The organism is Frigoribacterium sp. CF331, assembly GCF_057787905.1.
Window position 1 is genome coordinate 2723883 of the sequence record NZ_CM173545.1, and the last position, 11778, is coordinate 2735660.

At 71.7% G+C, this 11778-nt stretch carries 10 protein-coding genes and 1 pseudogene; 9 read left to right on the forward strand and 2 right to left on the reverse strand.

All coding sequences use genetic code 11. The features are described 5' to 3' along the window. Nucleotides 1-48: 48 nt before the first annotated feature. Nucleotides 49-756: pseudogene (locus AC3CCI_RS12655) on the reverse strand (sugar phosphate isomerase/epimerase family protein); the annotation flags it as partial. A gap of 83 nt (nt 757-839) precedes the next feature. Then, entirely contained in the window at nt 840-1880 is a 1041-nt protein-coding gene (locus tag AC3CCI_RS12660) for a magnesium transporter CorA family protein (protein ID WP_354593038.1), read from the reverse strand. An 18-nt stretch (nt 1881-1898) separates the two neighbouring features. Between AC3CCI_RS12660 and AC3CCI_RS12665 the strand changes: the two genes are divergently transcribed. The 9 genes from AC3CCI_RS12665 to mnhG all read left to right on the forward strand — a co-directional run bounded on the left by AC3CCI_RS12665 (nt 1899) and on the right by mnhG (nt 11770). Further along, nucleotides 1899-2669: a fructosamine kinase family protein gene (locus tag AC3CCI_RS12665; protein WP_488627403.1), complete on the forward strand. Its 771-nt coding sequence runs from the start codon at nt 1899-1901 to the stop codon at nt 2667-2669. Between the two features lie 107 nt (nt 2670-2776). Then, a complete protein-coding gene (gene otsA, locus AC3CCI_RS12670; RefSeq protein ID WP_488627404.1) occupies nt 2777-4276 on the forward strand; it encodes an alpha,alpha-trehalose-phosphate synthase (UDP-forming) in 1500 nt (499 codons plus the stop codon). Continuing rightward, the gene (otsB, locus tag AC3CCI_RS12675) at nt 4273-5049 is read left to right on the forward strand and encodes a trehalose-phosphatase (protein ID WP_488627405.1); all 777 of its coding nucleotides are present in this window, start codon (nt 4273-4275) and stop codon (nt 5047-5049) included. The genes otsA and otsB overlap by 4 nt, the downstream gene beginning before the upstream one ends. A 141-nt stretch (nt 5050-5190) precedes the next feature. Further along, nucleotides 5191-8193 carry a Na+/H+ antiporter subunit A gene (locus AC3CCI_RS12680; protein WP_488627406.1) on the forward strand — a complete coding sequence of 1001 codons (3003 nt, stop codon included), beginning with the start codon at nt 5191-5193 and terminating at the stop codon, nt 8191-8193. After that, the gene (locus tag AC3CCI_RS12685) at nt 8190-8702 is read left to right on the forward strand and encodes a Na(+)/H(+) antiporter subunit C (RefSeq protein WP_488627407.1); all 513 of its coding nucleotides are present in this window, start codon (nt 8190-8192) and stop codon (nt 8700-8702) included. The genes AC3CCI_RS12680 and AC3CCI_RS12685 overlap by 4 nt, the downstream gene beginning before the upstream one ends. Beyond that, nucleotides 8699-10336 carry a Na+/H+ antiporter subunit D gene (locus AC3CCI_RS12690; RefSeq protein ID WP_488627408.1) on the forward strand — a complete coding sequence of 546 codons (1638 nt, stop codon included), beginning with the start codon at nt 8699-8701 and terminating at the stop codon, nt 10334-10336. The genes AC3CCI_RS12685 and AC3CCI_RS12690 overlap by 4 nt, the downstream gene beginning before the upstream one ends. Further along, a complete protein-coding gene (locus AC3CCI_RS12695; RefSeq protein WP_354593031.1) occupies nt 10333-10953 on the forward strand; it encodes a Na+/H+ antiporter subunit E in 621 nt (206 codons plus the stop codon). The genes AC3CCI_RS12690 and AC3CCI_RS12695 overlap by 4 nt, the downstream gene beginning before the upstream one ends. After that, nucleotides 10950-11213 carry an MrpF/PhaF family protein gene (locus AC3CCI_RS12700; RefSeq protein ID WP_054145652.1) on the forward strand — a complete coding sequence of 88 codons (264 nt, stop codon included), beginning with the start codon at nt 10950-10952 and terminating at the stop codon, nt 11211-11213. The genes AC3CCI_RS12695 and AC3CCI_RS12700 overlap by 4 nt, the downstream gene beginning before the upstream one ends. Continuing rightward, nucleotides 11210-11770 (forward strand): monovalent cation/H(+) antiporter subunit G, encoded by a 561-nt coding sequence (gene mnhG, locus AC3CCI_RS12705; RefSeq protein ID WP_354593030.1) that lies wholly within the window; start codon nt 11210-11212, stop codon nt 11768-11770. The genes AC3CCI_RS12700 and mnhG overlap by 4 nt, the downstream gene beginning before the upstream one ends. The last annotated feature ends 8 nt before the right edge of the window (nt 11771-11778 follow it).

The following is an 11778-nucleotide window of genomic DNA, read 5'->3' on the forward strand; positions in this document are numbered from 1 at the left end:
ACGACGCGCGAACGCGACGGTCTCCGTCAACGACGCGACCCGCGCCTCCTCGTCTCCCCGCGTGTGCACCTCGGCCGCGACGGTGCCCGACCACCCCGACCGGGCCAGGTGGGTCAGCACCTCGGCGACGGGCTGGGTGCCGTGCCCCGGCACCAGGTGCTGGTCGTGCAGTCCGCCCGGGCCTGCCGACACGAGGCCGTCGGTGAGGTGGACGTGGCGCAGCCGCGGTCCGAGCGCGAGGGCGAGGTCGAGCGCGTCCCGGCCGGCGACGGCGGCGTGCGAGAAGTCGAGCGTGGCCGCGTCGACGTCGACCGACGACGGGTCGTGGCCCGGACGGTAGGGGTCGAGGCCGACCGGGCCGAGACGCAGCGGGAACATGTTCTCGACGGCGAGGACGACGCCCGTCGCCTCGGTGACCTCGCGGACGACGTCGACGAAGCGCGCGGCGAACGACCGCTGCCAGGCGAACGGCGGGTGCACGACGACGGTCGCGGCGCCCAGCGCGAGGGCCAGCTCGGCCGACCGGCGCAGCTTGTCGACCTGGTCGCGGCCGAACGCGAAGTGCGCCACGGGCAGAACCGGCGCGTGCACCGAGAGCACGGGCAGACCCCAGCGGGACGTCGCGGCCCGCAGCAGCCCGGCGTCGCGGGTCGTGCGGTCGGCGGTCACCATCACCTCGACCCCGTCGCATCCGGTGAGCCGCGCCAGCCGGAAGGCCTCGTCGGTCGACAGCGGGAAGACGCAGGACGTGCTCATTCCGACCGTGATCACGCGGCCAGGCTACGACCGGCGCGGGCCCCGGACGACGCCCCCGCGGTGAACGGTGCGCGAACGCCGGGCTACAACCAGTCGCGGCGCTTGAACTGCCACCAGAGCACGCCGCCGATGGCGACGATCAGCACGCACGAGGTGACGAAGCCGGCGGGGGACTGGAACCCGGGGTACGGCACGTTCTGGCCGTAGAAGCCCGTGATCGCCGTGGGCACCGCGATGATCGCCGCCCAGCTCGTGACCTTCTTCATGATGAGGTTCATGCGGTTCGACTGCAGGTTGAGGTTGGTGTCGAGGATGGTCGACACGAGGTCGCGCAGCGAGTCGTTCTGCTCGGCCACGCGCAGCACGTGGTCGTACACGTCCTGGAAGTACGGCTGCATGTCGGCGTCGACCTCCTTCAGGTCGCGGCGCAGCAGGGTGTTCAGGACCTCGCGCATCGGCGAGGCCACCCGACGCAGCTGGACGAGGCTCTTGCGCAGCGCGAACGAGCGCTTCTGCACGTCGATCGTCCGGGGCTTGGGGTCGAAGAGGTCCTCGGCGATGCCCTCGATCTCGTCGTCGAGGGCGTCCGTCGCCTCGAAGTGCCGGTCGACGACGCAGTCGAGCAGCCCCCACAGCAGGTACGTGACGCCGTGCGGTGCGAGGTCGGCGTTCTCGTCGTAGGTCGTCTCGAGTCGCGAGACGTCGAACTCGGGGTGGTGGATCGTCACGAGCGCCCGCCCCGAGATGAACGCCTTGACCTCGCTCGGGGTCAGGACGCCGGTGGCCCGGTCGAACCTCACGTCGTAGAGGGCCGCGAAGAGGTGCCCGTCGTACCGGTCGATCTTGGGGCGCTGCCCGTCCTGCAGCGCGTCCTCGACCGCGAGCTCGTGCAGGCCGAGCTCGTCCTCGAGGGCGGCGAGGTCGTCGGCGGTGGGGTCGGTGAAGTCGACCCAGACGTGGCACCCCTCGGTCTCGAGGTGGTCGCTCACCTCGTGCAACGGGAACCCGTGGGCGACCAGCTCGCCGTCGCGGTAGGCCCGCGTGATGGTGGTGGTGCCGGACGGGGTGCCCCCGTCGGCCGTGGCGGGGGAGCCCTCGGTGCGTGGGGGGCGGGTGTCGGTCATGAGGCGCATGCTATTCCCGTGACCACGTACACGAAGCAGCGGGCCGGCGCCCCCGCGGGCTTCTTCGAGGCCGAGGCCGCCGGGCTCGCCTGGCTCGCCGAGGCCACGCCCCGAGGAGGCGCGCGCACCGTGGGCGTGCAGGCCGCGTCCCCGGGGCGCATCGACCTCGACCCCGTGCACGAGGTCCGTCCGACGGCCGAGGCCGCGCGGGCCTTCGGCGCGGCGCTCGCGGTGACCCACGCGAGCGGCGCGGACGCGTTCGGCGCGCCTCCCCGGGGGTGGACGGGGCCGTGCTTCATCGGCAGCCGCGCGATGAGCGTGCGCCCGAAGCCCACCTGGGGCGCCTTCTACGCCGAGCAGCGCGTCCTGCCCTACGCCCGCGTCGCCGTCCGGGCGGGCACCCTCGACCGGGCGGGCCTCGAGACCGTCGAGCGCGCCTGCCGCGTCGTGGCCGAGGGCGCCTTCGACGACGACGCCGCTCCGGCACGGCTGCACGGCGACCTGTGGAGCGGCAACGTGCTCTTCGACGACGGGGGAGTGGTGCTGATCGACCCGGCCGCCCACGGCGGCCACCCCGAGACCGACCTGGCGATGCTGGCCCTGTTCGGCTGCCCGCACCTCGACGACGTGCTGGCCGGGTACGACGCGCGCTCGCCGCTGCGCGAGGGGTGGCGTGGGCGCGTGCCGCTGCACCAGCTGCACCCGCTGGCCGTGCACGCCGCCGGTCACGGGCCGAGCTACGGCGTGGCGTTGGTCCGTGCGGCCCAGGCGACCCTGCGCCTGGTCTGACCGCGGCGCCCCGGGGTACGCGACCGTCCGGGAGGTGCCTGGGGTGCCGCTGATAATCTGGCCGTCCCGCGTCCGTGCGGGCGACCCACAGGAGCTGATCCACCCCCATGCCTGACACCCCCGAACGCTACGGCTTCGTCGTCGTCTCCAACCGCCTGCCCGTCGACCGCGTCGTCGCCGACGACGGCTCCGCGTCGTGGCAGCACTCGCCCGGCGGTCTCGTCACCGCCCTCGAGCCGGTCATGAAGGCCAACGACGGCGCCTGGGTGGGCTGGGCCGGGCAGCCCGACCTCGAGTTCGAGCCCTTCGAGTCCGACGGCATCGAGATCGTGCCCGTCCCGCTCAGCGCCGACGAGGTCCAGCGGTACTACGAGGGCTTCAGCAACGACACGCTCTGGCCGCTGTACCACGACGTCATCGCCGCGCCCACGTACCACCGCGTCTGGTGGGAGTCCTACGTTCAGGTCAACCAGCGGTTCGCCGACCGGGCGGCCGAGGTCACCGAAGAGGGCGGCACCATCTGGGTGCAGGACTACCAGCTGCAGCTCGTGCCGAAGATGCTGCGCGAGGCCCGCCCCGACGTCACCATCGGGTTCTTCAACCACATCCCCTTCCCGCCGCTCGGCATCTTCTCGCAGCTGCCGTGGCGTCAGCAGATCGTCGAGGGCCTGCTCGGCGCCGACGTCATCGGGTTCCAGCGGGCCGACGACGCGTCGAACTTCTCGCGGGCCGTCCGGCACCTGCTCGGGTACTCGACGACCCGGCCTTACATCGAGGTGCCCGTCGACGACGAGTCCGCACCGGTCTCGCGCCGCGGCACGAAGGTGCGCCGCGTGCTCGCCAAGCACTTCCCCATCTCGATCGACGCCGCGAGCTACGAAGAGCTGGCCGCGCGACCCGACGTCCAGGCGAGGGCCCGCGAGATCCGCGAGGGCCTCGGCAACCCCAAGACGATCATGCTGGGCGTCGACCGGCTCGACTACACCAAGGGCATCCGGCACCGGATGAAGGCCTTCGGCGAGCTGCTCGCCGACGGCCGGCTGAGCGTCGAGGACGCCACGCTCGTGCAGGTCGCGAGCCCGAGCCGCGAGCGGGTCGAGACCTACAAGCTGCTGCGCGACGAGATCGAGCTGACCGTCGGTCGCGTCAACGGCGACTACGGCACGATGAGCCACACGGCCATCAGCTACCACCACCACGGGTACCCGCGCGAAGAGATGGTGGCGCTGTACCTGGCGGCCGACATCATGCTCGTCACGGCCCTGCGCGACGGCATGAACCTCGTCGCCAAAGAGTACGTGGCCGTGCGCCGCGACAACGACGGGGTGCTCGTGCTCAGCGAGTTCGCCGGCGCCGCCGACGAGCTCAAGAGCGCCCTGCTGATCAACCCCCACGACATCGGTGGGCTGAAGAACACCATCATGCGGGCCGTCGAGATGCCCAAGCGCGACCGCACCACGCGCATGCGGGCGCTGCGTCGCCGGGTGCTCGAGAACGACGTGGCCAAGTGGTCGGCGTCGTTCCTGCAGGCACTCGAGAACGTCCGTCCCGGGCAGCAGATCACGCCCGTGCCCGCCGACGGCTCGACGGGCGGTGACGCCTCGTGACCGCCGACGCCCCGGCCCTGAGCGACGCGCTCGGTCGCCTCGCCACGACCCCGCGCCTCCTGGTGGCCCTCGACTTCGACGGGACGCTGGCCCCCGAGGTCGACGCGCCCTTGCAGGCCAGGGCCCTGCCCGAGGCGATGGACGCCATCCGGCGCCTCTCGGCCCTCGAGCAGACCACCGTCGCCCTCGTGTCGGGGCGAGATCTCGCGTCCCTCGCCGAGGTCAGCCGGACGCCCGACGAGGTCCTGCTCGTGGGATCGCACGGCATCGAGGTGCGGGTGGACGGCCACGAGACGTCGCTGAGCGACGACGAACGGGCCGCCAGGGCCCGCCTGTCCGAGGCCGTGCACCGCGTCGCGGAGGGGCACGAGGGCGTGTTCGTCGAAGAGAAACCCGCGGGCCTGGCCCTCCACACCCGGCTGGCGGACGAGGCGACGACCGAGGCGGTGCACGCGTCCGCGCGCGAGGCGGTCGGCGCCCTCGGCGGCATGCACGAGCGGGTGGGCAAGAACGTCCTCGAGTTCGCCGTGCGCGCCACGGGCAAGGACGACGGCATCGAGCGACTGCGCGAGGTCGTGGGTGCCACCGGCGTGCTCTACGCGGGCGACGACGTCACCGACGAGGACGGCTTCCGGGCACTCGGCGACGGTGACCTCTCGCTCAAGGTCGGGCCGGGCGAGACCCGGGCGATGCACCGCGTCGCCGACCCCGCGGCCGTGGCCGACCTGCTCGCCGAGCTGGCCGGTCTGCGCGAGCACCTGGGGCATGCCTGACGCCGCATGCTTTGTACGAGCGTGATGCTCTGATCTGAGCATTCCCAGGTGACCGCAAGGTAGTCTGTACACCCCGCCGCGACTCCCCGCCACCGCTCGTCCGAGACGGTCAGGCGAGGTCGCCAGCCGACGGAGGTCATCGTGATCGTAGTCCTGACGGCGTTCGCCGTGGCGGCCGTGGTCGTGGCCTGCGTCGGTGGCCGACTGGGTCGCTCGCTCTTCGTGTGGGCGTCGCTCGTGCCCTTCACGGCCTTCGTCTTCACGGCCCTGCAGGGCCCGGCGGTGCTCTCGGGCGAGGTGCCGGTCGAGGCCGTCCCCTGGATACCCCAGCTGGCCATCTCGCTCACGCTGCGCATGGACGTGCTCGCCTGGGTGCTGGCCCTCGTCGTCACGGGCGTCGGCGGCCTCGTGCTCGTCTACTGCGCCCGTTACTTCACCCGCGACGAGGCGGGCCGCGCCCGCTTCGCCGCGGTGCTCGTCGCCTTCGCCGGGGCCATGTACGGTCTCGTCACCAGCGACGACGTCTTCGTGCTCTTCGTCTTGTGGGAAGCCACGAGCGTCTTCTCGTACCTCTTGATCGGGCACTACACCGCCAAGCAGGCCAGCCGCGGGGCGGCGTTGCAGGCCCTGATCGTCACCACGGCCGGCGGCCTCGCCATGCTCGTCGGGCTCGTGATCCTCGCCGTCCAGGGCGGCACGAGCTCGCTCACGCAGCTCGTCGAGCAACCGCCGTCGGGCACCGTCGTGACCGTGGCCGTCGTGCTCGTGCTCGTCGGTGCGCTGTCGAAGTCGGCGCTCGTGCCGTTCCACTTCTGGCTGCCGGCGGCCATGGCCGCGCCCACCCCCGTCAGCGCGTACCTGCACGCCGCGGCGATGGTCAAGGCGGGCATCTACCTCGTCGCGCGTCTCGCCCCGGGCTACCACGACCAGCCGGGCTGGCAACCGATCATCGTGACCGTCGGGGTCGTCACCATGGTCCTCGGCGGCTACCGCGCCCTCCGGCAGCACGACCTCAAGCTCGTGCTGGCCTACGGCACGGTCAGCCAGCTCGGGTTCCTCACCGTCGTCGTCGGTTTCGGCACCCGTGACGCCGCCCTCGCCGGCCTCGCCCTGCTCGTCGCCCACGCCCTGTTCAAGTCGACGCTCTTCCTCGTGGTGGGCGTCATCGACCACCGGACGGGCACGCGGGACCTGCGCAAGCTCTGCGGTCTGGGCCGACAGGCGCCCCTCCTGTTCGTCGTGACCGTCCTCGCCCTCGCGTCGATGGCCGGCGTCCCGCCGACCTTCGGCTTCGTCGCGAAGGAGGCCGTCCTCACGGCCCTCTACGACGACGCCGTCACGGGGTCGGTCTGGGGCGTCGTCGCCCTGGTCGGCGTCGTGGTGGGCTCGATCCTGACGACGGCCTACAGCCTCCGCTTCCTCTGGGGGGCCTTCGGCCGGAAAGCAGGCGTGGGGCCCGTCGAGTTCGTGCGGGAGCACGTCGACTTCCTGCTCTCGCCGATCGTGTTGGCCGTGGCCGGTCTCGTGCTCGGCCTGGTCTCGTACCAGGTGGGCCCGGTCTTCGCCCGGTACGCCGACACCCTGCCCGCCGGGGACGGCGGACACGAGCCGTACTACCTGGCGCTCTGGCACGGCGTCGAGCCCGCGCTCGGCTTCACCGCGGTCTCGCTCGCGGTCGGTGCCCTGCTGTTCTGGCAACGCGACCGGGTCGCGCAGGTGCAGAAGGCCGTCTCGTTCCTGCCCCGCGCCTCCGACGGGTACGTCCGCATCATGGCGACCATCGACCGGACGGCCTCGCGGACGACGGCCACGACGCAGCGCGGGTCGCTGCCCTTCTACCTCGCGACCATCCTGATCGTGTTCATCGCCTCCTCCGTCGTGACCCTGGCGATCAACCGCAGCTGGCCGACGACCGCGGTGCTCTGGGACTACCCGGCCCAGCTGGCCATCGGCGGGTTGATGATCATCGGAGCGATCGCGTCCGCACTCTCGAACAAGAGGTTCCAGGCGGTCGTCCTCGTCGGCGTGACCGGGTACGGCATGGCGGCCCTGTTCGCCCTGCACGGCGCGCCCGACCTGGCCCTCACGCAGGCGCTCATCGAGACCATCACGCTCATCGCCTTCGTCCTGGTGCTGCGCCGGCTGCCCGCCCGTCTGGGTGAGCGCAACGGCCGGACGCACCGCGTCGCCCGAGCGGTGATCGGCGTCTCGGTCGGTTCGGTCATGGCCGCGATCGCCGTCGTCGCCCTCGGCGCCCGGCCCGGTGCGACCATCTCGGGGGCGTTCCCCGAGCTGGCCGTCGACGGCGGACACGGGCGCAACGTCGTCAACGTCACCCTCGTCGACATCCGTGGGTGGGACACCATGGGCGAGATCGCCGTCCTCATCGTCGCCGCGACGGGCGTCGCCAGCCTGGTGTTCCTCACCTCGCGCGCCGACGTGCTGCCCCGGCCCGAGCGACGCACCCGCGCCCAACGGTTCCTGGCGCGCGTCCGTCCGGTCCGCGAGCCGGCACCGGTGGTGCCCGTCGGGGGCACGACCGCCCAGATCGGCGACAGCACCGAGGGCGACCGCCGGGCCTGGCTGCTGGCCGGGCGCAAGCTCGCGCCGCAGAACCGCTCCATCCTGCTCGAGGTCGTGGTCCGGTTGATCTTCCACGCCATCATCGTCGTGTCGATCTACCTGCTCTTCGCCGGTCACAACACGCCGGGTGGCGGCTTCGCGGGCGGTCTCGTCGCCGGGTTCGCGTTCGTGGCCCGATACCTCGCCGGTGGCCGCTACGAGCTCGGTGCGGCCGCCCCCCTCGACGCCGGCAAGCTGCTCGGCGCCGGCCTGCTGACGGTCACCGCGACCGCCCTCGTGCCTCTCTTCTTCGGCGTGGACGCGCTCACGTCGACCTGGTTCGAGGCCGAGGTGCCGCTGCTCGGTCACGTCGAGTTCGTGACGAGCACGTTCTTCGACGTCGGCGTCTACCTCGTCGTCGTCGGGCTGGTGCTCGACGTCCTGCGGAGTCTCGGGGCCGAGGTCGACCGCCAAGAAGAAGAGGACGCGTTCGGTCACCCGAGCGAGGTCTCCGAGCCGCAGGAGGAGCCGCTCCCCGTGTCCGTCGCCGGTACGTCCCCGAACGGGCGGGGTGACGCATGAGCGTCTCACTCGTCCTGATCGTCGTCATGGCCGCCCTCTACGCCTGCGGCGTCTACCTGCTGCTCGAACGCAGCATGACCCGCGTGCTGCTGGGATTCCTGCTGGTGGGCAACGCGACGAACATCCTCATCCTGATCACGTCCGGTCGGCGGGGTGCCGCCCCGATCGTCGACGGGCAGGCCGACCCGGCGGACTTCGCCGACCCCCTGCCCCAGGCCTTCGTGCTGACGGCGATCGTCATCACCTTCGGCATCTCGGCCTTCATGCTGGCGCTGATCTACCGGTCGTGGCGTCTCGCCCAGGGCGACACCCTCGCGGACGACGCCGAAGACCTCGAGATCGGTCGTCGCGGCGTGCCGGCCGAAGAGGAGTCCGAGCAGGGCGACGGCGACGACGAGGCCGGTGGCGAGAGCGAGTTCGGCGACCGGGCCGAGGCGGCCGTCCCGTCGGGCGACCGGGCGTCGCAGCGCGATCGAGCACACCACGACGAGAAGGGAGACCGAGCATGACCTCCAGCTACCTCGTCCCCCTCGTCGTCCTGATCCCGCTGCTCGGGGCCGCGGCCGCCCTCATCGCGGGCCGCCGGCCCCGCCTGCAGGCGATCGTGTCGATCGTCGCGCTGGCCCTCGTGGTCGTCATCAGCCTCGTGCTGCTCGTCGTGGTCGACTCCGAGGGGGCCATCGCCGTCCAGGTGGGCGGCTGGCAGGCCCCGTTCGGCATCACGCTCGTCGTCGACCGGCTCGCGGCGCTCATGCTGAGCATCTCGTCGATCGTCCTGCTGGCCGTCTTCGTCTTCTCGGTCGGGCAGGGCCAGGCGGACGGTGACGGCGAGGCGCCCGTCTCGATCTACAACCCGACGTACCTGATCCTCGCCACCGGGGTGTTCAACGCCTTCATCGCCGGCGACCTCTTCAACCTCTACGTGGGCTTCGAGATCCTGCTCGTCGCCAGCTACGTCCTGATCACGCTCGGCGGCACCGAGCAGCGCATCCGGGCGGGCGTCGTCTACATCGTCGTCAGCCTCGTCTCGTCGGTGCTCTTCCTGGCCTCGATCGCGATGATCTACGGCGCGCTCGGCACGGTCAACATCGCCGACATCGCCCAGAAGATGGACACCATCCCGCCCGACGTCCAGACGATCATCCACGTGATGCTGCTGACGGCGTTCGGCATCAAGGCGGCGATCTTCCCGCTGTCGTTCTGGTTGCCCGACTCGTACCCGACGGCCCCGGCCCCGGTCACGGCGGTGTTCGCCGGCCTCCTCACCAAGGTGGGCGTCTACGCGATCATCCGCACCGAGACGGTCCTCTTCGTCGAGAGCAACGTCAACGTGTACCTGTTGATCATCGCCCTGCTGACCATGACCGTCGGCATCCTCGGCGCGGTGGCGCAGGCGGACATCAAGCGACTGCTCTCGTTCACCCTTGTCAGCCACATCGGCTACATGATCTTCGGCATCGCCCTCGGCACGGTCGAGGGCCTGGCCGCCACGATCTACTACGTCGTGCACCACATCACGGTGCAGACGACGCTCTTCCTCGGCGCGGGCCTCATCGAACGGCGGGGTGGCACGGCGTCGATCACCCGGCTCGGCGGGCTGCTCAAGGCCGCGCCGATCGTCGCCGTGCTGTTCTTCATCCCCGCGCTCAACCTGGGCGGCATCCCGCCGTTCTCGGGCTTCATCGGCAAGGTTGCGCTCTTCGAGGCCGGGGCGCGACTCGACGATCCGTTGGTCTACGTGCTGATCGGTGCCGGGGCCCTCACCTCGCTCCTCACCCTGTACGCCTTGATGCGGGCCTGGAACCTCGCGTTCTGGCGACCCAAGGCCGACGTCGGCGACCACGAGTCGCCGTTCACCGAGCACCTCGAGGAGGCGCCGGGCCGCGTGGCCGTCCAGCAGCGTCGGACCAACCCGCGCACCATGGTGGGCGCGACGGCGGGCATGGTGCTGGTGTCGCTCGTCCTCACCTTCGCCGCCGGCCCGCTCTACGGCGTCGCCGAACGCGCGGCCGGCCGGGTCTACGGGTCCAACGACTACGTGCGGACGGTGTTCCCCGACGGGCAGGGCGAGACCACCGCCGACCCGTCGTCGCCCGAGCCCGAACCCGCCTCCGACACCACCGACGAGGGGAGCACCCCGTGACCGGTCGCCCCACCCGCGGCGAGGTCGGACGCAGCCTCGCCCGTCAACTGCCCCTGCTCGTCGGCCTGGTCGTCCTCTGGATGGCCCTCTGGAACCAGTTCACGGTCCTGGCGTTCGTCACGGGCGTCGCGGTGGCGCTCCTCGTGACGCGGGTGTTCTTCCTGCCGCCGGTCGAACTCAGCGGCCGGTTCAACCTCTGGTACGCCGTCGTCTTCCTGGCGCACTTCGTGGTCGACCTCGTCCGCGCCTCCGTCATCGTCGCCTGGCAGGCCGTGCGCCCGCGCGGGGTCGACTCGAACGCGATCGTGGCCGTCCAGCTGCACACCCGCTCGGACTTCATCATGACCCTGGTCGCCGAGGCGATCTCGCTCGTGCCGGGTTCGCTCGTGGTCGAGGCCGACCGCGAGCGGTCGATCCTCTACCTGCACGCCCTGGCCGTCGAGGACGCCGCCGGCGTCGAGGACGTCCGCGCCGGCGTCCTCGTCGTCGAGGCCCGCCTCGTGCGCGTGCTCGGCAGCGACGACGACCAGCGACGGATCGCCGAGGGCACCCCGGCCGCCGCCGAGGTCCACGACCCGGTCAGCCCGTCCTCGTCCCACGAAGGAGGCCCCTCGTGACCGTCGTCGCCTACGTCGTCGGCGCGCTCTTCGCGTTCGCCGGGCTCGCCTCGGTCATCCGCATCGTGCGGGGGCCGTCGATCCTCGACCGCATGATCGCGTCGGACATGCTGCTCACGACCCTGATCTGCGTCCTCGCCGCCGACATGGTCTTCAACGGCCACACCCGGACGATCCCGGTGATCCTGGCCCTCGCCCTGACGGCCGTCCTCGGGTCGATCACCGTGGCGCGCTACGTGTCGAAGCAGGACCCCTCGTGATCCCCGAGTCCGTCTACGACGTCGCCGCCTCGATCATGCTGATCGCGGGCGCCCTGCTCTCGTTGGCCGCGGGCATCGGGTTGCTGAGGTTCCCCGACGCCCTGTCGCGGATGCACGCCGCCACGAAGCCGCAGATCTTCGGTCTCATCCTGGTGCTCGCCGCGATCGCGCTCGACCAGCACACGGTCGGCACGATCGCCTCGCTGCTCGTCGTCCTGGTCTTCCAGATGCTGACCGCCCCCATCTCGGCACACATGATCGGTCGGGCGGGGTACCGCAACGGCGACCTGCTGCGCGAGCAGCTCGTGGTCGACGAACTCGACGACGCCGTGGCGCGTGCCGCCGGCGAGATCGCCGAGACGACCGAGGGCGACGTCGCCGACCTCGACGTGTCCGACCTCCCCGTCGGGTCGGCCGACGCCCTCGCGGTCGAGCTCGACCGCGTGGGCGACCCGTCCGGCCTCGACGACAGCGAGGGCGACGACGCGGGGCGCGACCACGAAGGGCGCCGCACCCGGTCGGGCGCCGACGCGTCGGGGGAGCCGGGCGAGCTCTGACGCCGCCG

Coding starts and splice junctions, on each gene's coding strand:
- AC3CCI_RS12660 (WP_354593038.1), bottom strand. CDS start 1,880: ATGACCGACACCCGCCCCCCACGCACCGAGGGCTCCCCCGCCACGGCC.
- otsA (WP_488627404.1), top strand. CDS start 2,777: ATGCCTGACACCCCCGAACGCTACGGCTTCGTCGTCGTCTCCAACCGC.
- AC3CCI_RS12685 (WP_488627407.1), top strand. CDS start 8,190: ATGAGCGTCTCACTCGTCCTGATCGTCGTCATGGCCGCCCTCTACGCC.
- AC3CCI_RS12690 (WP_488627408.1), top strand. CDS start 8,699: ATGACCTCCAGCTACCTCGTCCCCCTCGTCGTCCTGATCCCGCTGCTC.